At 60.1% G+C, this 19,984-nt stretch carries 18 protein-coding genes; 12 read left to right on the top strand and 6 right to left on the bottom strand.

Going from position 1 to position 19,984, the window contains the following annotated elements; genetic code table 11:
• The first annotated feature begins 117 nt into the window (after positions 1–117).
• Positions 118–1,596, top strand: coding sequence for a helicase HerA-like domain-containing protein (locus tag C4J94_RS21690; RefSeq protein ID WP_124387996.1), 1,479 nt, complete (start codon positions 118–120; stop codon positions 1,594–1,596).
• A gap of 3 nt (positions 1,597–1,599) precedes the next feature.
• Here the strand turns inward: C4J94_RS21690 and C4J94_RS21685 are convergent, their stop codons facing one another.
• Entirely contained in the window at positions 1,600–2,055 is a 456-nt protein-coding gene (locus tag C4J94_RS21685; RefSeq protein ID WP_124387995.1) for a DUF721 domain-containing protein, read from the bottom strand.
• Between the two features lie 305 nt (positions 2,056–2,360).
• Here C4J94_RS21685 and secA point away from each other — a divergent pair, with 305 nt between their 5' ends.
• The 3 genes from secA to C4J94_RS21670 all read left to right on the top strand — a co-directional run bounded on the left by secA (position 2,361) and on the right by C4J94_RS21670 (position 7,399).
• Positions 2,361–5,096, top strand: a complete 2,736-nt coding sequence (secA, locus tag C4J94_RS21680; protein WP_124387994.1) for a preprotein translocase subunit SecA — start codon at positions 2,361–2,363, stop codon at positions 5,094–5,096.
• Positions 5,097–5,217: 121 nt separating this feature from the next.
• Positions 5,218–6,435: a bifunctional glutamate N-acetyltransferase/amino-acid acetyltransferase ArgJ gene (gene argJ / locus C4J94_RS21675; protein ID WP_124387993.1), complete on the top strand. Its 1,218-nt coding sequence runs from the start codon at positions 5,218–5,220 to the stop codon at positions 6,433–6,435.
• 19 nt (positions 6,436–6,454) lie between these two features.
• The gene (locus tag C4J94_RS21670; RefSeq protein ID WP_124387992.1) at positions 6,455–7,399 is read left to right on the top strand and encodes a Nudix family hydrolase; all 945 of its coding nucleotides are present in this window, start codon (positions 6,455–6,457) and stop codon (positions 7,397–7,399) included.
• A gap of 119 nt (positions 7,400–7,518) precedes the next feature.
• On the opposite strand, the gene C4J94_RS21665 is transcribed toward C4J94_RS21670, so the two are convergent.
• Genes C4J94_RS21665 through C4J94_RS21655 form a run of 3 tightly spaced genes read right to left on the bottom strand, consistent with a single transcriptional unit; the run spans position 7,519 to position 11,099 of the window.
• Positions 7,519–8,097: a cob(I)yrinic acid a,c-diamide adenosyltransferase gene (locus C4J94_RS21665; RefSeq protein WP_124387991.1), complete on the bottom strand. Its 579-nt coding sequence runs from the start codon at positions 8,095–8,097 to the stop codon at positions 7,519–7,521.
• Positions 8,098–8,099: 2 nt separating this feature from the next.
• Positions 8,100–10,136 carry an ATP-binding protein gene (locus C4J94_RS21660; protein WP_124387990.1) on the bottom strand — a complete coding sequence of 679 codons (2,037 nt, stop codon included), beginning with the start codon at positions 10,134–10,136 and terminating at the stop codon, positions 8,100–8,102.
• Positions 10,137–10,181: 45 nt separating this feature from the next.
• Complete coding sequence (locus C4J94_RS21655; protein WP_124387989.1) at positions 10,182–11,099, bottom strand: putative 2-dehydropantoate 2-reductase; 918 nt, start codon at positions 11,097–11,099, stop codon at positions 10,182–10,184.
• A 123-nt stretch (positions 11,100–11,222) separates the two neighbouring features.
• Here C4J94_RS21655 and C4J94_RS21650 point away from each other — a divergent pair, with 123 nt between their 5' ends.
• A complete protein-coding gene (locus C4J94_RS21650) occupies positions 11,223–11,708 on the top strand; it encodes a YajQ family cyclic di-GMP-binding protein (protein WP_003193880.1) in 486 nt (161 codons plus the stop codon).
• Positions 11,709–11,843: 135 nt separating this feature from the next.
• Entirely contained in the window at positions 11,844–12,689 is an 846-nt protein-coding gene (locus C4J94_RS21645; protein WP_124387988.1) for a mechanosensitive ion channel family protein, read from the top strand.
• A gap of 187 nt (positions 12,690–12,876) precedes the next feature.
• Here C4J94_RS21645 and C4J94_RS21640 read toward each other — a convergent pair whose 3' ends face one another.
• Positions 12,877–14,175 (bottom strand): OprD family porin, encoded by a 1,299-nt coding sequence (locus tag C4J94_RS21640; protein WP_124387987.1) that lies wholly within the window; start codon positions 14,173–14,175, stop codon positions 12,877–12,879.
• Between the two features lie 739 nt (positions 14,176–14,914).
• On the opposite strand from C4J94_RS21640, the gene C4J94_RS21635 reads away from it, so the two are divergent.
• A complete protein-coding gene (locus C4J94_RS21635) occupies positions 14,915–15,340 on the top strand; it encodes an HIT domain-containing protein (protein ID WP_124387986.1) in 426 nt (141 codons plus the stop codon).
• Between the two features lie 3 nt (positions 15,341–15,343).
• On the top strand, positions 15,344–15,550 hold the full coding sequence (locus C4J94_RS21630; protein ID WP_124364187.1) for a SlyX family protein: 207 nt from the start codon (positions 15,344–15,346) through the stop codon (positions 15,548–15,550).
• A 68-nt stretch (positions 15,551–15,618) separates the two neighbouring features.
• Here C4J94_RS21630 and C4J94_RS28025 read toward each other — a convergent pair whose 3' ends face one another.
• A complete protein-coding gene (locus C4J94_RS28025; protein WP_122683310.1) occupies positions 15,619–16,221 on the bottom strand; it encodes a cold-shock protein in 603 nt (200 codons plus the stop codon).
• Between the two features lie 429 nt (positions 16,222–16,650).
• On the opposite strand from C4J94_RS28025, the gene C4J94_RS21620 reads away from it, so the two are divergent.
• The 4 genes from C4J94_RS21620 to aspS all read left to right on the top strand — a co-directional run bounded on the left by C4J94_RS21620 (position 16,651) and on the right by aspS (position 19,921).
• Complete coding sequence (locus tag C4J94_RS21620; RefSeq protein ID WP_003193874.1) at positions 16,651–17,124, top strand: Dps family protein; 474 nt, start codon at positions 16,651–16,653, stop codon at positions 17,122–17,124.
• A gap of 180 nt (positions 17,125–17,304) precedes the next feature.
• Positions 17,305–17,643 (top strand): ribbon-helix-helix domain-containing protein, encoded by a 339-nt coding sequence (locus tag C4J94_RS21615; protein ID WP_124387985.1) that lies wholly within the window; start codon positions 17,305–17,307, stop codon positions 17,641–17,643.
• A 172-nt stretch (positions 17,644–17,815) separates the two neighbouring features.
• Positions 17,816–18,037, top strand: a complete 222-nt coding sequence (locus C4J94_RS21610; RefSeq protein WP_003193872.1) for an FmdB family zinc ribbon protein — start codon at positions 17,816–17,818, stop codon at positions 18,035–18,037.
• A 108-nt stretch (positions 18,038–18,145) separates the two neighbouring features.
• Positions 18,146–19,921 carry an aspartate--tRNA ligase gene (aspS, locus tag C4J94_RS21605; RefSeq protein WP_124387984.1) on the top strand — a complete coding sequence of 592 codons (1,776 nt, stop codon included), beginning with the start codon at positions 18,146–18,148 and terminating at the stop codon, positions 19,919–19,921.
• The last annotated feature ends 63 nt before the right edge of the window (positions 19,922–19,984 follow it).

Genomic DNA, 19,984 nt, shown 5'->3' with positions numbered 1-19,984 from the left:
CTTCTGGTGCTAGCGCTAGGGGCCTGCGTAGGAAATATCTGTCCTATTTTGGATGTTGTGGGTTTCACATTACTTGTATCGACCTGGCTGCACTAAAGATTAACCAAAGGTGACGAAATGCCTGACTCCACACAACTGCTTATCGGTGCCGGCCCAGACGGCCAGCCCATCGCCCAGCCCATGCGCCTGGCCAACCGTCATGGGTTGATCGCCGGCGCCACCGGCACCGGCAAGACCGTCACCTTGCAGCGCCTGGCGGAAGCCTTCAGTGATGCGGGCGTGGCGGTATTCGCCGCCGACATCAAGGGTGACCTTTGCGGCCTGGGTGCCGCGGCCAACCCCCAGGGCAAGGTTGCCGAACGCATCGCCGGGATGCCCTTCCTTGATTACGCGCCCAAGGCTTATCCCGTTACGTTGTGGGATATCCACGGGCAGTCCGGTCACCCTTTGCGCACCACCATCAGCGAAATGGGGCCGTTGTTGCTCGGCAGTCTGTTGGAACTCACCGACAGCCAGCAGTCGGCGTTGTACGCGACATTCAAGGTAGCCGACCGTGAAGGCCTGTTGCTGCTGGACCTCAAAGACCTCAAGGCCTTGCTCAACCACCTGCGCTATCACCCTGAGCTGTTGGGCGACGATGCCGCGTTGATGACCACCGGTTCCAGTCAGGCGTTATTGCGGCGCCTCGCGGTGCTGGAGCAGCAGGGCGCCGAAGCGCTGTTTGGCGAACCGGCCCTGCAGCTCGAGGATATCTTGCAGCCTGCCAGCGACGGGCGCGGCCGCATCCACCTGCTGGACGCCAGCCGCTTGGTGCATGACGCGCCGAAGGTCTATGCGACCTTCCTGCTGTGGCTGCTGGCGGAACTGTTCGAGCAGTTGCCGGAGCGCGGTGATGCGGAAAAACCGCTGCTGGCGCTGTTTTTCGATGAGGCGCACTTGTTGTTCGCCGATACACCCAAGGCGTTGCAGGACCGTTTGGAACAGGTGGTGCGCTTGATTCGTTCCAAAGGCGTGGGCGTGTACTTCGTCACCCAATCGCCGGGAGATTTGCCCGACACGGTACTGGCGCAACTGGGGCTGCGGATTCAGCATGGCCTGCGCGCGTTCACCACCAAGGAGCAGAAATCCCTGCGGGCGGTGGCGGACGGTTTCCGGCCCAACCCGGCATTCGATGCCCTGGCCGTGCTGACGGAGTTGGGCACCGGTGAGGCGCTGGTGGGCACCTTGCAGGAAAAAGGCACGCCGGAGGTAGTCCAGCGCGTATTGGTCGCCCCGCCACAGTCGCGGATCGGGCCGCTCACCGAGGCCGAACGTGCGGCGCTGGTCGCCAGTTCGCCGCTGCAGGGCCGGTATGACAAGCCGATTGACCGTGAATCAGCCTATGAAGTGCTGATGGCGCGCAAGGAGTTGGGGCCGACCGAGGAGGCCAAACCGGCGACCGAAGAGCCCAGCTTCACCGACAAGGCCGGTGCGTTCCTGGGAACCACGGCGGGCAAGGCGCTCAAATCCGCCATGCAGCAGGCGGCCAATCAGATGGGGCGGCAGTTGGTGCGCGGCTTATTGGGCTCGTTGCTGGGCGGCAGTAAGCGCAAGTAAGGCTCAGGGCTTGGGCCTGGCATGGGCGGCCAGCCGTTCCAGTGCCGCGCGCAAGCCCGGGTCGTTGATTCCTTCAGCCGTGGCCTGGAGGGTTTCGGCCGCCGTTTCCGACAGGTCCATCGTATGCCCCCCCGTGCTGCGCAGCACGGTGGGCGGCTGCACCTTGAACTGGATGCGCGTCAGGCCGGCAAACTCGTCAAACTCCATCAATTGGCGCTGCAAGCGTTTTTGCTGGTAACGCAAGCGGGTGGCCCAATGCCCATCGGTGACAATTAATAGCAGATTGCCTTCGCGCCAGGACGCTACATGACAATGTTCGCGGGCGGCCGGTTGCAGCTGACTTTCTAGCAGGCGTTGCAAGCGACCCAGGCGTTGCGCGTGGCCAAAGATGGCTTTGAGCGGCTTGGCTTCGCGAAGCAACACGCCGGGAGCGCGGGCTGTAAGAGGGCGAAATGCCATGTTTAGACACCTTAAGTAACAGAGCAGCTATCTTAACAGAAAGCGCCTGTGGGCCCCGAGGCCGTGCGGAGGCAGGGCTTTTCTCATGAAATCAATAAGTAACTTCTGCCTTTCATGGGTTGAAGTTCCGCCAAAAGCCCTTATTTTAAACAAGCCCTCTCACAGCGCCGTGCCCGCCTCCGGGAACAACGCCACTTTCCTCACCCACGATTCCGGGTAGAATGCGCGTTCGCATGCGGCCGTGAGGGCTGCTCGGGCCACTCACGGTGCGCCCTCCATCCCTATGTGTGGAAGAACCTGCCGATATGTTTGCGCCTTTGTTAAAGAAACTTTTTGGAAGCAAGAATGAGCGCGAAGTCAAACGCATGCTCAAGACGGTGCAGCTGGTCAATGCCTTCGAAGAGCAGATGGTTGCTCTGTCGGACGAGCAATTGCGCGCCAAGACCGAAGAGTTCAAGGCCCGCATAGCCAAAGGTGAAACCCTCGACAAGCTGCTTCCCGAAGCCTTTGCGGTCGCCCGTGAAGCCGGTAAGCGCGTTATGGGCATGCGCCACTTCGACGTCCAGTTGATTGGCGGCATGACCTTGCATGAAGGCATGATTGCCGAAATGCGTACCGGTGAAGGCAAGACCCTGGTGGCAACCCTGGGTGTTTACCTCAATGCACTGTCCGGCAAGGGCGTGCACGTTGTGACAGTGAACGATTACCTGGCCCGCCGGGACGCCAACTGGATGCGCCCGCTGTATGAATTCCTCGGCCTGACCGTCGGCGTAGTGACGCCGTTCCAGCCGCCGGAAGAAAAGCGCGCCGCCTACGCCGCCGACATCACCTACGGCACCAACAACGAATTCGGTTTCGACTACCTGCGCGACAACATGGCGTTCAGCATGGAAGAAAAATTCCAGCGCGAACTCAACTTTGCCGTGATCGACGAAGTCGACTCCATCCTTATCGACGAAGCGCGTACCCCGCTGATCATCTCCGGCCAAGCCGAGGACAGCTCGCGCCTGTACACCGAGATCAACAAGTTGATCCCGCGCCTGGAGCAGCACATCGAGGAAGTCGAAGGCGTGGTGACCAAAGAAGGTCACTTCACCATCGACGAGAAGACCCGTCAGGTCGAACTCAACGAGGCTGGCCACCAGTTCGTCGAAGACATGCTGACCCAGATCGGCCTGCTGGCTGAAGGCGAAAGCCTGTACTCGGCGCATAACCTGGGCCTGCTGACCCACGTGTATGCCGGCCTGCGTGCCCACAAGCTGTTCCATCGCAACGTCGAATACATCGTCCAGGACGGTCAGGTGGTACTGGTCGACGAACACACCGGCCGTACCATGCCTGGTCGCCGTTTGTCCGAAGGCCTGCACCAGGCCATCGAAGCCAAGGAAATGCTCAACATCCAGGCCGAAAGCCAGACGTTGGCCTCCACGACCTTCCAGAACTACTTCCGTCTGTACAACAAGCTGTCCGGCATGACCGGTACGGCCGACACCGAAGCGTTCGAGTTCCATCAGATCTACGGTCTGTCGGTGGTGGTCATCCCGCCCAACAAGCCACTGGCGCGTAAAGACTTCAACGACCTGGTGTTCCTGACCGCCGAAGAGAAATACGCGGCGATCATCAATGACATCAAGGACGGCATGGCCAAGGGCCGCCCAATCCTGGTGGGTACCGCGACCATCGAGACTTCCGAGCACGTGTCCAACCTGCTCAACAAGGAAGGCATCGAGCACAAGGTCCTCAACGCCAAGTTCCACGAAAAGGAAGCCGAGATCATCGCCCAGGCCGGTCGCCCCGGCGCGCTGACCATCGCCACCAACATGGCCGGTCGTGGTACCGACATCCTGTTGGGCGGTAACTGGGAAGTGGAAGTGGCTTCGCTCGACAACCCGACCCCCGAGCAGATCGCCCAGATCAAGGCTGACTGGCAGAAACGCCACCAGGCCGTGCTGGAATCCGGCGGTTTGCAGGTGATCGCGTCCGAGCGTCACGAATCGCGCCGTATCGACAACCAGTTGCGTGGCCGTGCCGGTCGCCAGGGTGACGCCGGTTCCAGCCGTTTCTACCTGTCGCTGGAAGACAGCCTGATGCGTATCTTCGCCTCGGACCGGGTCAAGAACTTCATGAAGGCCCTGGGCATGCAGTCCGGTGAAGCCATCGAGCACCGCATGGTGACCAACGCCATCGAGAAGGCCCAGCGCAAGGTTGAGGGGCGTAACTTCGACATTCGTAAACAACTGCTCGAGTTCGACGACGTCAACAACGAACAGCGTAAAGTGATCTATCACATGCGTAACACGTTGCTGGCCGCCGACAACATTGGCGAGACCATCGCTGACTTCCGTCAGGACGTGCTCAACGCCACCGTCAGCGCGCATATCCCGCCACAGTCGCTGCCTGAGCAGTGGGATGTTGCCGGTCTGGAAGCCGCGTTGAAGAGCGACTTCGGCGTCGACCTGCCGGTTCAGCAGTGGCTCGACGAAGACGACCACCTGTACGAAGAAACCCTGCGCGAAAAACTGATGGCCCAATTGCTGGCCGCGTACAACGAGAAAGAAGAGCAGGCGAGTGCCGAAGCACTGCGCACCTTCGAGAAACAAATCGTGCTGCGCGTGCTGGACGACCTGTGGAAAGACCACCTGTCGACCATGGACCACCTGCGTCACGGCATCCACCTGCGTGGCTACGCCCAGAAGAACCCGAAGCAGGAGTACAAGCGCGAGTCGTTCACCTTGTTCTCCGAACTGCTGGATTCGATCAAGCGCGATTCGATCCGCGTGCTTTCCCACGTTCAGGTGCGTCGCGAAGACCCGATCGAGGAAGAAGCACGCCTGCGCCAGGAAGCCGAGGCACTGGCTGCGCGCATGCAGTTCCAGCACGACGAAGCGCCGGGCCTGGACGCGCCTGAGGTGCTGGGCGAGGAGGTCGATGTGGCCCTGGCTCAAACGCCGGTGCGCAACGATCAGAAGCTGGGCCGCAACGAACTGTGCTACTGCGGTTCGGGTAAGAAATTCAAACACTGCCACGGCCAGATCGAATAAGATTTTCGCCTGGCGCTGCAACACCCTACGCCGCGACCGGCATCAGCCGTCGCGGCGTTTTGCCATTAATTCCCCGTCGGTAGCGACGGCACAGACATCATCTATTTCGAGGAGCGCATACATGGCTGTTGGTCTTGGTCCTTTGCCCACATTGCACCCGGTCGCCGGTTTTGAACTCGGTATCGCGTCGGCCGGCATCAAGCGTGCGGGCCGCAAGGATGTGGTGGTGATGCGCTGTGCCGAAGGCTCGACCGTCGCTGGCGTGTTCACCCTCAACGCCTTTTGCGCTGCCCCGGTGATCCTGGCCAAGCAACGTGTGGCCGGTTCGATTCGTTACCTGCTGACCAACACCGGCAATGCCAACGCCGGTACCGGCGAGCCCGGCCTCGTGGCGGCGGCACGCACCTGCGCCAAGCTGGCGCAGTTGACCGGCGTCGACGCCAGCCAGGTGCTGCCGTACTCCACCGGGGTGATCGGTGAGCCGCTGCCGGTGGAAAAAATCGAAGGCGCCCTGCAAGCCGCGCTGGATGACCTGTCTGTGGATAACTGGGCGGCTGCGGCCACCGGCATCATGACCACCGACACCCTGCCCAAGGGCGCGAGCCGTCAGTTCGTGCACGAGGGCGTGACCGTCACCGTGACCGGTATCAGCAAGGGCGCGGGCATGATCCGCCCGAACATGGCCACCATGCTCGGCTATATCGCCACCGACGCCAAAGTCTCCCGCGATGTGCTGCAACGCCTGATGCTGGACGGCGCCAACAAGTCGTTCAACCGCATCACCATCGACGGTGATACCTCCACCAACGACTGCTGCATGCTGATCGCCACCGGCCAGGCCAACCTGCCGGAAATTACCTCCACCGAAGGCCCGCTGTTCGCGGCGTTGAAGCAGGCAGTATTCGAGGTGTGCATGGACGTGGCCCAGGCCATCGTGCGGGACGGCGAGGGTGCTACTAAGTTCGTCACCGTTGAAGTCAATGGCGGCGGCAACCACCAGGAGTGCCTGGACGTAGGTTACACCGTGGCGCACTCGCCGCTGATCAAGACCGCCCTGTTTGCTTCCGACCCGAACTGGGGCCGTATTCTCGCGGCGGTGGGCCGTGCCGGTGTGCCTGACCTGGACGTGAGCAAGATCGACGTATTCCTCGGCGATGTATGCATTGCCAGCCGTGGCGCCCGTGCCGACACCTACACCGAAGCCCAGGGCTCGGCGGTGATGCAGCAGGAAGAAATCACCATCCGTATCGAGCTGGGCCGCGGCGAGTGCAGCGAAACCATCTGGACCACGGACCTGTCCCACGAATACGTGAAGATCAACGCGGAATATCGCACCTGAAACCCGGAGGAAGTCGGCGGTGAAACGAGTGCATGTAGCAGCAGCGGTGATCCGCGGTGTCGATGGCAGGATCCTGCTGGCACGCCGCGCCGATACTCAGCATCAAGGTGGCCTCTGGGAATTTCCCGGCGGCAAGGTGGAGGCGGGCGAGTCAGTCGCCACAGCCTTGTCCCGCGAATTGCAGGAAGAGCTGGGCATCCAGGTCACCACGGCGCGGCCGTTGATTCAGGTGCAGCATGATTACCCGGACAAGCAGGTGTTGCTGGATGTCTGGGAAGTCTCGGCGTTTACCGGCGAACCCCACGGGGTTGAAGGCCAGCCCTTGGAATGGGTGACCCCGCGAGACCTGATCAACTATGCGTTTCCAGCGGCTAACGCGCCCATTGTTGCGGCGGCACGTCTGCCTGCCGAGTACCTGATCACCCCCGGTGAGCTGGAAACCGCGCCCTTGTTGCGTAGCCTTCAAGCCGCCATTGCCGGTGGCATCAAGCTGGTCCAGCTGCGCGCGCCCAATGGTTACGACCCCAAATACCGCGACCTCGCCGTGGATGCAGTGGGGTTGTGTGCGGGCAAGGCGCAGTTGATGCTCAAAGGGCCGTTCGAATGGCTGGGAGATTTCCCATCGGCCGGCTGGCACATGACGTCGGCCCAATTGCGTAAGTACGCGAGCAAGGGGCGGCCACTGCCGAAGGACCGTTGGCTGGCGGCTTCGTGTCACAACGCTGAAGAGCTGGCGTTGGCAGAGTTGATGGATGTGGACTTTGTCACGCTGTCGCCGGTTCAGCCGACGCAGACTCATCCTGAGGCTCAGCCGTTGGGCTGGGAACAGGCGGCCGAGCTGATCCGTGGGTTCAGCAAGCCGGTGTTTCTGTTGGGCGGGGTAGGGCCTGAGCACCGCGAGCAGGCTTGGTCGGTGGGGGCTCAGGGTGTGGCAGGGATCAGGGCGTTCTGGCCGCAGGTTTGAGGTTGCTCTGGCGGGCCTCATCGGGGGCAATCCCCCTCCCACACTAGACTGTATTCACAAATCAAAATGTGGGAGGGGGCTTGCCCCCCGATGGGGCCCTGCCAGTCACCCAGTAATCCTCAGTGAGGCTTCGCCGCCGCCTGCCACAAAACCTCGGCAACGCCCTGGCGCCTGGCAATCACCCGGGCCGCGACAAACAGCAAATCCGACAGCCGATTGATATACGCCAAGCCCACTCCTTCCAAAGGCTCCAGCGCATTCAACTGCTGACAGCGGCGTTCGGCGCTGCGTGCCAGGCTGCGGCACACATGCGCCTGGGCGATCAGCGCCGAGCCGCCGGGCAGGATGAAATTCTCCAACGGTCCCACTTCTTCATTCCAGCGATCAATCGCCGCTTCCAGCCGATCCACTTCCGCTGCAGTCAGCGCTTTGTACACCGGCATGGCCAGCTCGCCACCCAGGTCGAACAACCGATGCTGGCAGGGCGTGAGCACCTCGATGACGTCGTTCAATTCGGGATGCTTGCCGCTCTGCTCTTCAAGGTTCGCCAGCAACAATCCAAGCTGACTGTTCAGCGTATCCACCTCGCCGATGGCCTCCACCCGTGGGTGATCCTTGGGCACGCGGCGCCCGTCGCCGAGGCCGGTTTCGCCCTGGTCGCCGGTGCGGGTGTAGATCTTCGACAGGCGAAAGCCCATGGTCATTGCTCCAGTTGGGTGAGTTCTGCGGGGGACAATTGGCTGCCGGCCAGTGGCAGGCGCAAGGTGAAGCAGGTGCCTTGGCCCAGGGTGGAATGCACCTCCATCTGGCCCTTATGGTTATTGGTGATGATGAAATACGACACCGACAGCCCAAGCCCGGTGCCCTGGCCTATTTCCTTGGTGGTGAAGAATGGCTCGAAGGTGCGTTTGCGCACGCTTTCGCTCATGCCGATGCCGTTGTCTTCCACCTGGATCTCGGCCCAGGGCGGGTTGAGGCGGGTGCGCAGGATGATTCGCCCCGGTTCGCTGTCGCCTTCACGCAGGTGAATCGCCTGGGCGGCGTTTTTCAGCAGATTGAGCAGCACTTGCTCCAATTCGTTGGCCGTGCCGGGTACTGGCCCCAGTTGCGGATCGAACTGGCGGATGATCGCCTGGCCCTTGAAATCAAAACCGATGGCCAGGTCGAAATCGTTACCGGCGATCTCCACGGCCTGGTCGATCAGGGCCGGCAAATCGCATGGGGCCATTTGCCGGTTGCTGCGCCGGCTGAAGCTGAGCATGTGCGTGACGATTTTCGCTGCACGCGCACCGGCCTGTTGAATCCCATCCAGCAACTGCGGGACTTCACGGCCTTGCAGGTAACGATTGACCAGATCCAGCTCGATGCCGGCCTGTTCGGCGTGTTCCAGGTTCTTGGGCAGGTCGGGTGACAGGCGGCGTCGAATGTTCTGCACGTTGTGCAGGATCGCGCCCAGCGGGTTGTTGATTTCGTGGGCCATGCCGGCAGCCAGGCCACCAACCGACAGCATCTTTTCCGATTGCACCATCATTTCTTCCAGGGACAGGCGCTGGGTGATGTCATCGATGCGGATCACCACGCCGCGTCCGGCACCGCCCATCAACGGGTAGAACGTCAGGGCGTAATGCTTTGGCTCGTCGTCCTTGACCCAGGTGACCCGCTCGATGCGCTCCACCGTGTGCTGTTCCACCGTGGCCTTGATTTGCGGCAGGTACGGCTTGAGCGGTTGGAACGCGAGGAAGATCGGCTGGTTGAGCGCCTCATCCAGGCGCGTGCCGGAAAGCGCAGTGGCTTCCTGATTCCACTGGGTCACGTAGAGCTGTTCATCCAGGGCGATCAGCGCCGAAGGCATCGAGTCGATAATGCTGTTGAGGTAGTTCTGAAAGCCCGTGAGCTTTTTCTCGATCTTGCTGCGCACCTGGACTTCCAGTTCCAGCTTGCGGTTGGTGTGGCGGGTTTCTTCGGCCAGGCCCTGGGCCTGGTCGTAGGCGGCCTGGGAATCATCCCGTGCGCGTTTGAGCTGCTGCTCGCGGGCCTCGATGCGCGACAGCATGGTGTTGAACGCTTCCGCCAGGCTGCCGATTTCATCGTGGTTGCCGGGGCCGGCGCGCAGGGCGTAGTTCTCTTCGCGGGTGACCTGGCGCGACAGTTCTTCGAGTTCGTGGATTGGCCGCGTGATCAGGCGTTTGATCTGCCGGGCAATCACCAGCCACAGCAATACGCTGAAAATCAGAATGCCCAGGCTTGCGGTCAGGGTGCCGGTATAGAACGCCACCGGTAGCTCACTGCTGGCCACGAGCAGCAGATGCCCCGAAGGCTGGCCGGCGCGCGGCAGGGTGATCACTTGATTGCTGCGAAACTCGGTGAGGCGCCAGGCCTCGATGTGCCGGTAGTTGTCGGGCAGGTGCAGGCGGTCGCCGTGTTGCATTTGCGCCAGGCGATTGCCTTCGCCGTCGTACAGGGCGGCGGCGCGTAACGGTGAATAGCTGGTCAGTTCATTGAGCAGCGCGTTGGCCTGGGCCGGGGATTGCAGGGCGTCGGCGGCGAGTGCCGGGTTGGACACCAGCCGGCCGATGGCCTGCAAGGCCTGGGGCGCCATGCTTTCCTGGGAGATCCAGTAGGCGGCGCTGATAAAAGTGAGGTTGGCCACCAGCAACACAGTGGTCAGCAGTACCAGCAGGGCAGCCAGTAGTTTTTGCCCTACCGGTAGGTTTTCAAGACGCTGGCGCAGTGGCATCAGGTTTTTCGCAGGCAATAGACATACGGCAGGGTAGCGCGTGCCTCAGTCGCTGGGCAATCCGCGTGCAACCAACTGCTCGACCAAACGCGCTCGCACCTGCTGCAGATGCGGCACTACCCGCTGATGGCGGGCGGCCGCCTGGCAGGCGTAGCCCAGCAGGTAGCTGATTTCGGTACGCCGTGCGTTGGCCACGTCCTGGTACATCGAGGAGTAGTTCGCCGCAGTGGCCTGGATCACCCGTTGCACTTCACTGTGCAAATCCTGCGCAGCCGCCGGCTGGCCGCAATATTCCAGCAATTCGGTCAATTCAGCGCACAGGGTGGCGACTTCGCATTGATGGGCCTGCAGCCCTCCGTTGCGGCACTGGTAGAGCACGGTCAGTGGATTGATCGCGCAATTGAGGGCCAGCTTGCGCCACAGGCGCGTGAGGATATCGGTGCTCCATTCATGGGGGATGGCGGCGGCCTGCAGGTCATCCAGCCACAACGGCGCGGTCGGGTGGGCCGCATCGCCTAGCCAGGTGTAGCCATGGCCGGCAAATACCACGCGCCATTCGCCATCGCGAAACGCGCCTTCGGTGCTGGAAGCAAAGATACAGCGCGCCTGTGGCAACTGGGCGGCAACCGCGTCCTGGCTGCCGAGGCCGTTTTGCAGCAGGATCAGTTCCGCGTCCGGCACCAGGCGGTGTTGCAATTGTGCGACAGCGTCCTGGGCATCGTAGGCCTTGCACGCCACCAGCAGGCGATGGATCGGTTCCGGGTTGTCGGGTGTCTCGCCGATGACGGGGTAGGTGTGCGCGATGCCGTGTTCGACCAGGGTCAGGCCCTGGCCCGCCGCATAGCTGGCCAGCCGCGCCTGGTCGCGCAGGATCAGCCGCACCGGCAGGCCCGCCCGCGCCAGTCGCGTGGCCCAGAGGGTGCCCAGGCTGCCGGCGCCGAGAATATGCCAGGTGGTCGACATCAGTGTGTGCTCCGTAGGGTTGCCAGCGGTGAACGCGGCGAAAGAACCGCTATAATGCCCCGGCATTTTAGCTCGGGCGCGCCCCATCTCTACTGAGCCCGCCCCTTATATTGGAGAAATGACATGCCTTCGTTCGACGTGGTATCCGAACTGGACAAACACGAAGTCACCAACGCCGTCGAGAACGCCGTCAAGGAACTGGACCGTCGCTATGACTTGAAAGGCAAGGGCAGCTTCGAATTCAAGGAAAAGGAACTGACCGTCAACCTGACCGCTGAAGCCGATTTCCAGCTGGAAGCGATGATTGAAATCCTCAAGCTGGCCCTGGTCAAGCGCAAGATCGACGTGCAGTGCCTTGAAGTCAAGGACGCCTACGCATCCGGCAAGCTGATGAAGCAGGAAGCCGTACTCAAGGAAGGCATCGACAAGGAACTGGCGAAGAAAATCGTCGCGCACATCAAGGATGCCAAGCTGAAGGTCCAGGCGGCGATCCAGGGCGAACAGGTGCGTGTCACCGGCAAGAAGCGTGATGACCTGCAAGAAGCCATCGCGGCCCTGCGCGCCAAGACCTTCGACATGCCGCTGCAGTTCAATAACTTCCGCGACTGATGGCACCTTGCGGAACCTGTGGCGGTTTTTGCCGTCCCACGCCGCAGCAACAATGCCTACAATTGAGCCCTACGGGGCTCATTTGCGTTTTCAGGCAGTCAATGAAGCCGCATATCCGCAAACAGGAGAAGATAGATGGATTTGAACGCTGAAGTGGATCACTTGATCAAGACCTCGCAGTCCTGGATCCCGATGATAATGGAATACGGCAGCCGGGTACTGCTGGCCGTTATCACCCTGGCCATCGGTTGGTGGCTGATCAACGTCTTTACCCACCGGGTGGGGCGCTTGCTGGCCGTGCGTAATGCCGACCTGGCGCTGCAGCACTTCATCACCAGCCTGGCGAACATTGCGCTGAAAGTCATGCTGATCGTCAGCGTGGCCTCGATGATCGGCGTGGCCACCACCTCGTTCGTCGCCGCCATCGGTGCTGCCACCCTGGCGATCGGCCTGGCGTTGCAAGGCAGCCTGGCCAACTTCGCCGGCGGCGTGCTGATTCTGTTGTTCCGTCCGTTCCGTATTGGTGACTGGATCGAAGCCCAGGGCACCTCGGGTACCGTCGACAGCATTCAGATCTTCCACACGGTACTGCGTACCGGCGACAACAAGACCGTGATTGTGCCGAACGGCATCCTGTCCAACGGCATCATCACCAACACCAACCGCCAGCCGACCCGAAAGGTCGTGTTTGACGTAGGCGTGGACTACGAGGCCGACCTGCAGAAAGCCCGCGAAGTGTTGCTGGAGCTGGCCAAAGACCCACGCGTGCTGGCCGACCCGGCGCCTGCTGCTGTCGTATCGACCCTGGGCGATAGCTCCATCACGGTTTCCCTGCGCTGCTGGACCAATACCCCGGATTACTGGGATGTTGTGTTTATGCTCAATGAACTGGCGCGCGACCGGTTGAAAGCGGCGGGGATTGATATTCCGTTTCCACAGCGCGTTATTCGTGTGATGCAGGAAGCTCCGGCGAAGGCATGAAACAGTGTCGCGTTTAAGCTGGCCGAAAGGTCAGGTTAAATGCGACAGTTGTATATAGTTACTTAGCTTGCTAGTTATTTCGCTATTGAAATATAACTGAAATAAAAAGGCCGCTCCCTTGTAAACAGGGGAGCGGCTTTTTATTTAAGGGCGAAGCCTTAGGTCATCGTTGTAATCACTTACGTTATTACAGGATGTTCAGCGGGTATTGCGCGATCAGACGCAGTTCGTCGATCGAAGCCGAACCGTAGTAAACGCCATCCGACGAACGATAAGTGGCTTGACGAATACGCAGGCTCAGGTCTTTTGCCGGGCCGCTCTGGATCACGTATTTGCCTTCGATATCGCGTTCCCACTCTTTACCGTTCGATGTGGTGCCAGTGTTGGCGCCGCTACCGGTAACGTAACGAGTCATGAAGCTCAGGCCGGGGATGCCGAAGGTTGCCATGTTGATGTCGTAACGCGCCTGGAACGACTTCTCGCCTTCGGCGTTGAAGTCGGAACGTGCGATGGAGTTAGCCAGGAAAATCGTGCCGCCGCCGTCTACACCGTAAGCGTAGTCGCCGTCGCCAGTAACTTTCTGGGCTGCCAGCGTGAAGGTGTGAGCACCGTAGGTGTATGCACCCTGCAAGCTGAACGCACGGTTGTCGAGCTTGGTGGTGTTGTCTTTTTCAGCACGTACCAGACCGGCGCCATCGCTCTTGGTGTCGTAGATGTTGAAGTCAACAGCCACGGACTGATCATCGCTGAGCGCGTGGGTCCAGTTCACGTTGGCATAGAGTTTTTTCCAGTAGTCTTCCACTTTCGAGTAGTAGAGGCTGGTAGTCAACTCTGGCGTCCAAGAGTAAACGCCACCTACGAAGTTCGCTTGTCGCAGGCCAGTGAACGTGTTTGGCTCGCTGCTGGCGATACTGTCTTTGTAGGTGTGATCCTGGGCGACGATCGAGGTGAAGTGACCGGCTTCCAGTTTCAGGCCCTTGATCTCATTGCTGGTGATCGAGATACCCTGCGGCAGTTCCGGAAGCAAGCGGCTGTCGTCGGATGCGAAGACCGGAGCGGTGGTGTATTGGTCGCCCACTTTCAGGACCGTATCGGAAATACGGAATTTAATGGCGGCGCCACCTTTGGAGTACTCGTCCTGTGCACGACCATCGGAACCATTAGGGAACAGGCCGGTGTTGGCACGGCCCTTGCCGCTGTCGAGTTTGATACCTAGCAAGCCGATGGCATCGACACCGACACCGATGGTGCCTTGGGTGTAGCCCGAACTGAACAGGCCGTGGAAACCGAGACCGGTTTCTTCGCGACGGCTTTGGCCTGAATCGTTGTTACGGAAGTCACGGCTGAAGTACAGGGTACGAGTCAGGATGCTGGCTGTACTGTCCTCGATAAAGCCCTTGGAATCGTCCTGGGCGGACGCCATTGCGAACTGCGAGGTGCCTGCTGAAACAGCCAGGGCGATCATGCTCCACTTCATCACGCGCATCGTGATTTGCTCCTTTGGTTTTAGGAAGAGTACTGCCGTCCCACCTGTATTTTTATCTGGGCGGCTCTTTCTTTATTGTGTCGGCGCAAAGTTATCTCACACCGGCGTTATTGACGATACTTACCCAACTATCCTTTCAGCTTCTTTACGAGGCTGTCGTAAATTGCTAGCTCCGTGTCGCAAATCACAGCCCGATGGTACCCAGGCTGACAACTTCAATGTTCTTTTCAGACTGCTTGAAAGTTTGAAATCGTCCCTGGTACACATTGAAACGCTACTGTTTCTTATCGCGAAACCCTGGCTTCCGGCCAGGTGTCGTTGCCGACGATAGCGATGTGAATGCAACAAGCGTGCACAAAGGGCCAACCGAATGTCATTTTTTTGTGAAAAACGTTACGGCAGTGTAAAAACCGCATAAGCACGGGCTTTTTAGGCCGTTTGGTTAAGGCGCGACGCTCGGGTGTTACCTCAGTTGGGTTGCTCATAAAACCTGCACTTGGGTAAAACGTTACCGATTGACTCCCAAGTGGGTACCTGCCGGCTCCCTTTGAAGCATGGGTGGGTCATTTTGGTGCACTCGTTCAAGGCCCGAAATAGCGTGGTTCAAGTGCCGGACCGCCTCGAAAGGGTGCGTGTCTGTGATCGGTTTGCTCAGGGCGCCCGCGCATTCGCCGTGAAGCCTTGGGCATTCGGCGTTATGCTGGGCGCCTGAAACTGACTCGCCGAACGGAGTGCCCACGTGTTCGCTTTAGATCAACGCCTGCAACAAGACACATTGGCCATTGGGGACTTCCCGCTCTGTCGCCTGCTGCTGTCCAATGACTCGAATTACCCCTGGTTTATCCTGGTGCCGCGCATCAACGGTATCAGTGAAGTGTTTCAACTGGATGTCGCCGAGCAACAGCGGTTGTGGCAGGAAACGACGACCCTCGCCCAGTTGCTGAACGAAGGCCTGGCCGCCGACAAGATGAACATCGGTGCGCTGGGCAACGTTGTCAGCCAGTTGCATGTGCATGTCATTGTGCGCAAGCGCGATGACGCGGCCTGGCCGGCACCGGTATGGGGCAAGCATCCGGCCCGTCCTTACAGCGCAGATCAGGTGGCGGCGATCCGCAGCCGCTTGCGTGAACTACTGCCTGCCGACTTCATTTTTACCCAGGACTGAATCATGGACCTGCAAGATCGCGTCACCGATCTGGAAAGCCGTCTGGCCTTCCAGGACGACACCATCGAAACCCTCAATGACATCCTGGTCGCCCAGCAGCAGGCGGTGGAGCGCCTGCAATTGCAGATGATCGCCTTGCTCAAGCGCCAGGAAGAGATGGGCGGTCAGTTCGAAACCTCGGAAGAGGAAGCGCCGCCGCCTCACTATTGATTGAGCGCGCAATAAAAAACCGCGATCCGGCCAATGCCAGATCGCGGTTTTTTTTGCGGCAGGTGCAATCAGCGACGCGGCAGGGCAGCGATCACATCTTCAGCTTGCAGACCTTTGTCACGGTTCATCACCGAGAACTCCACACGCTGGCCTTCGACCAGGACGCGGTGGCCTTCACCACGGATAGCTCGGAAGTGGACGAAGATATCGTCGCCCGAGTCGCGTGAGATAAAGCCGAAGCCTTTGGAAGTATTGAACCACTTGACGGTCCCGGTATCCCGGTTGGTCATGTCGTAGTTTTGCGACGTGGCCGCAGGGGAGGAGCGGTAGAAGCTGATGGCCAGGTGAAGAACGATGGCGACCACAGCAATCACCAGGCTGAGCAGGATGGCCGGGTGGCCGCCCACTTCAGGCATGGGTGCCAGCAGGGTAAGAGTTTGAACGACGACGGTCAGTACCAGCAGCGCGCTGACCAGGTTTTGCAGTTGATGACGCGTGCCTTTGTTCCAGTAAGGGATTACCGGTGCCAGTGTCAGGTTGAGAAGGCCGAACAAGGCCAGGTATAGAGCGTCGTGTTGTTGCAGGTAGGGCAGGCTTTCAGGCTGCAGGCTCGGGATAAAGGACAGCAGCAACGCTGCAACGCCCGTTAGTAGGTGGACGATTTTCAACATTTTGATTAACTCACGTTAAGACGGATCACAAGGAAGAGCTGACTGGCACGGTTCGCTTCTGAACAATGGGAGGCGTTGAGCACGTGCGCGGGTATCAGCCTATGTGACATGCCGCAGGAATAAACGGCAGCCACACGCCGCCTATTTAACAGCAAAGGCTGTGCCTACTCAAATCAAGCATTTCGGGGTGTTGCAATCGCGGTGGCATTTTCGCGTCGAAGGCTTGTCCTAGACAGGTGCGGGTCATTCGAGCGGCCTTTCGAGCGTTTTCCTACAGGGCAACAGGCTCGCCGGCCCTGCGCCTTGCCGGTAGCGCGAGGCGATTTGCCGCACATCGGCTGGGTGTGCCGGGCTGCACACAGGCAACACTCTTGCTAGAGTGATCCAGCACCTGATCAATGAATGCTCATCAATTGAAGGGGAAAAAACATGGCAATCGATATTGGTATCAGTGAAGAAGATCGTAAATCCATCGTCGATGGACTTTCACGGCTGCTGTCCGATACCTATGTGCTGTACCTCAAGACCCACAATTTCCATTGGAACGTCACGGGCCCCATGTTTCGCACGCTGCACTTGATGTTCGAAGAGCAGTACAACGAGCTGGCGCTGGCGGTGGACTCCATTGCCGAGCGTATCCGCGCCCTGGGCTTCCCTGCGCCCGGCGCCTACTCGATCTACGCCCGTCTGTCTTCGATCAAGGAAGAAGAGGGTGTGCCGAGCGCCGAAGAGATGATCAAGCAGTTGGTGGCTGGCCAGGAGGCTGTCACGCGCACCGCGCGCGGTATTTTCCCCTTGCTCGACAAGGTCAGCGATGAACCGACGGCCGACCTGTTGACCCAGCGTATGCAAGTGCACGAAAAAACCGCGTGGATGCTGCGCTCGCTGCTCGAAAACCAGTAACCGTCGAACCGGGTGGCGCTCCAGGGCGCCGCTCGCGTGTTTCCCTGTGCTTGCTGGCGTTGTCCTACGATGCCCGGTTCCCGCGTCTTCTGGCTGCCCGTCGCTTCCTGCTGTTTTATAGGCTGACTGTCCAATGGGAGAAACCCATGGACTGCTGTTTGGCAAGGGAGTGTCAGGTGTATGTCATGTGGATTGGGTAAGGGCGTGGAAACCGGCGGTTTTCACAAGATAAAGGTCGACCCCTTCGCTAAGGGGTTCGACATGGGGCTCGCCAAACCCTTATCGCGGTCGGTGCGGCTCAACGGTTTTTCCACGTGCCTGCGGCTTGAGCAGGTCTATTGGAATATCCTCACGGAAATAGCCAGGCTCAACACCTGCTCGGTCAGTGCGCTGTTGTCCTATGTCGACCGGGAAGTGCACCTGCGTTACGGCGGTGTGAAGAACTTCAGCGGGCTGGTACGGGTGGTGTGCGTCGTTCACGTGTTGAAAGACCGCCTTGGCGCCTCTGGCCCGATATGATTCGATGTTCCAGGCCCCCGGTCCTTCCTGCCGGCAGGCCGGGCCTGGGGCAGAATGCCGGCTGCGCTGCCTCGATTTACCAGATATAATCCCGCGCTTTGCTGCGCATGCCGGGCTTTATGCACAACGGCAGGGCGTGGCGCAGTTACGATCTGATCGCCGAGACATCTCCATGCCCATGTACGACTATCAATGTGCTTCCTGTGGTCATCAGTTGGAAGCCATTCAGAAGATCAGCGCCGCGCCGTTGGTCGATTGCCCAGCCTGCCAGGCACCTGAGTTGAAGAAGATGTTGTCCATGCCGGGCTTCCGCCTGAGCGGTAGCGGCTGGTATGAGACCGATTTCAAGACCGGCGCCAAGAAGAACCTGGCCGGCGGCGACAAAGCAGACTGAGTTGAACTCTACGCGCAGGCTCCTGCATTATCCGTCCCCTGCTTTAATGTACGGTGACGAGGCAGGCCTGCCACCGAATTTCGAATTACGAGAAGTGAAACCACTACCATGATGCGCAGCCACTATTGCGGCCAACTGAACGAGACCCTGGAAGGTCAGGAAATCACCCTTTGCGGATGGGTTCACCGTCGCCGCGACCACGGCGGGGTGATCTTCCTCGATATCCGTGATCGTGATGGTCTGGCCCAGGTGGTGTTCGATCCGGACCGTGCCGAGAGCTTCGCCGCCGCCGACCGCGTGCGCAGCGAATACGTCGTGAAGATCACCGGCAAGGTGCGCCTGCGTCCGGCCGGTGCCGTGAACAAGAACATGGCGTCCGGCGGCATTGAAGTGCTGGGCTATGAGCTGGAAGTGCTGAACGAGTCGGAAACCCCGCCGTTCCCACTGAACGAATATTCCGACGTTGGCGAGGAAACCCGCCTGCGCTATCGCTTCCTGGACTTGCGTCGCCCGGAAATGGCCGAGAAGCTGCGTCTGCGTTCGCGCATGACCACCAGCATCCGCCGCTTCCTCGATGAGAACGGCTTCCTCGACGTCGAAACGCCGATCCTCACCCGTGCAACCCCGGAAGGCGCGCGTGACTACCTGGTACCGAGCCGTACCCACGCCGGTTCGTTCTTCGCGCTGCCGCAATCGCCGCAGTTGTTCAAGCAACTGCTGATGGTGGCCGGCTTCGACCGTTACTACCAGATCGCCAAGTGCTTCCGCGACGAAGACCTGCGTGCCGATCGCCAGCCGGAATTCACCCAGATCGACATCGAGACCAGCTTCCTCGATGAAAAAGAGATCATGGGCCTCACCGAACAGATGATCCGCAACCTGTTCAAGGAAGTGCTGGACCTGGAGTTCGGCGAATTCCCGCACATGACCTTCGAAGAGGCCATGCGTCGCTACGGTTCCGACAAGCCAGACCTGCGCAACCCGCTGGAACTGGTCGACGTGGCCGACCAGCTCAAAGATGTCGACTTCAAGGTGTTCAGCGGCCCGGCCAACGACCCGAAATGCCGCATCGCCGCCCTGCGCGTGCCTGGCGGCGCCAGCATGCCGCGCAAGCAGATCGACGACTACACCAAGTTCGTCGGCATCTACGGCGCCAAGGGCCTGGCGTACATCAAGGTCAACGAGCGCGCCAACGGTGTTGACGGCCTGCAGTCGCCTATCGTGAAAAACATCCCGGAAGCCAACCTGAACGTGATCCTCGATCGCGTCGGTGCGGTCGATGGCGATATCGTGTTCTTCGGTGCCGACAAGGCCAAGATCGTCAGCGAAGCCCTGGGCGCACTGCGCATCAAGCTTGGCCACGACCTGAACCTGCTGACCTGCGAATGGGCACCGATGTGGGTAGTCGACTTCCCGATGTTCGAAGAGAACGACGACGGCAGCTTCAGCGCCTTGCACCACCCGTTCACCGCGCCGAAGTGCTCGCCGGCCGAGCTGGAAGCCAACCCGGCCGGCGCGCTGTCGCGTGCCTACGACATGGTGCTCAACGGCACTGAGTTGGGTGGCGGTTCGATCCGTATTCACCGCAAAGAGATGCAGCAAGCGGTGTTCCGCCTGCTGGGCATCAACGAAGCGGAACAGGAAGAGAAGTTCGGCTTCCTGCTCGACGCCCTCAAGTACGGTGCGCCACCGCACGGCGGCTTGGCCTTCGGCCTGGACCGTCTGGTGATGCTGATGACCGGCGCCCAGTCGATCCGTGAAGTGATTGCGTTCCCGAAAACCCAGAGTGCCGCGGACGTCATGACCCAGGCACCGGGCGTAGTGGATGCCAAGGCATTGCGCGAATTGCACATCCGCCTGCGCGAGACGCCGAAGGCTGAGTAAGGCTGCTGCGTGAAAGCGCGATAAGGTTGTAAGCAGTCAAAAAGGCGCATCTTCGGATGCGCC

This window comes from Pseudomonas sp. R5-89-07, from assembly GCF_003851685.1.
Classification (GTDB): domain Bacteria; phylum Pseudomonadota; class Gammaproteobacteria; order Pseudomonadales; family Pseudomonadaceae; genus Aquipseudomonas.
This window is presented reverse-complemented; position numbering and strand designations above follow the sequence as displayed.

Excerpts from the sequence above, each read along its gene's own strand:
- C4J94_RS21690 (WP_124387996.1), top strand. The coding sequence starts at position 118 with ATGCCTGACTCCACACAACTGCTTATCGGTGCCGGCCCAGACGGCCAG.
- C4J94_RS21685 (WP_124387995.1), bottom strand. The coding sequence starts at position 2,055 with ATGGCATTTCGCCCTCTTACAGCCCGCGCTCCCGGCGTGTTGCTTCGC.
- secA (WP_124387994.1), top strand. The coding sequence starts at position 2,361 with ATGTTTGCGCCTTTGTTAAAGAAACTTTTTGGAAGCAAGAATGAGCGC.
- argJ (WP_124387993.1), top strand. The coding sequence starts at position 5,218 with ATGGCTGTTGGTCTTGGTCCTTTGCCCACATTGCACCCGGTCGCCGGT.
- C4J94_RS21665 (WP_124387991.1), bottom strand. The coding sequence starts at position 8,097 with ATGGGCTTTCGCCTGTCGAAGATCTACACCCGCACCGGCGACCAGGGC.
- C4J94_RS21660 (WP_124387990.1), bottom strand. The coding sequence starts at position 10,136 with ATGCCACTGCGCCAGCGTCTTGAAAACCTACCGGTAGGGCAAAAACTA.
- C4J94_RS21655 (WP_124387989.1), bottom strand. The coding sequence starts at position 11,099 with ATGTCGACCACCTGGCATATTCTCGGCGCCGGCAGCCTGGGCACCCTC.
- C4J94_RS21650 (WP_003193880.1), top strand. The coding sequence starts at position 11,223 with ATGCCTTCGTTCGACGTGGTATCCGAACTGGACAAACACGAAGTCACC.
- C4J94_RS21645 (WP_124387988.1), top strand. The coding sequence starts at position 11,844 with ATGGATTTGAACGCTGAAGTGGATCACTTGATCAAGACCTCGCAGTCC.
- C4J94_RS21640 (WP_124387987.1), bottom strand. The coding sequence starts at position 14,175 with ATGCGCGTGATGAAGTGGAGCATGATCGCCCTGGCTGTTTCAGCAGGC.
- C4J94_RS21630 (WP_124364187.1), top strand. The coding sequence starts at position 15,344 with ATGGACCTGCAAGATCGCGTCACCGATCTGGAAAGCCGTCTGGCCTTC.
- C4J94_RS28025 (WP_122683310.1), bottom strand. The coding sequence starts at position 16,221 with ATGTTGAAAATCGTCCACCTACTAACGGGCGTTGCAGCGTTGCTGCTG.
- C4J94_RS21620 (WP_003193874.1), top strand. The coding sequence starts at position 16,651 with ATGGCAATCGATATTGGTATCAGTGAAGAAGATCGTAAATCCATCGTC.
- C4J94_RS21615 (WP_124387985.1), top strand. The coding sequence starts at position 17,305 with ATGTCATGTGGATTGGGTAAGGGCGTGGAAACCGGCGGTTTTCACAAG.
- C4J94_RS21610 (WP_003193872.1), top strand. The coding sequence starts at position 17,816 with ATGCCCATGTACGACTATCAATGTGCTTCCTGTGGTCATCAGTTGGAA.
- aspS (WP_124387984.1), top strand. The coding sequence starts at position 18,146 with ATGATGCGCAGCCACTATTGCGGCCAACTGAACGAGACCCTGGAAGGT.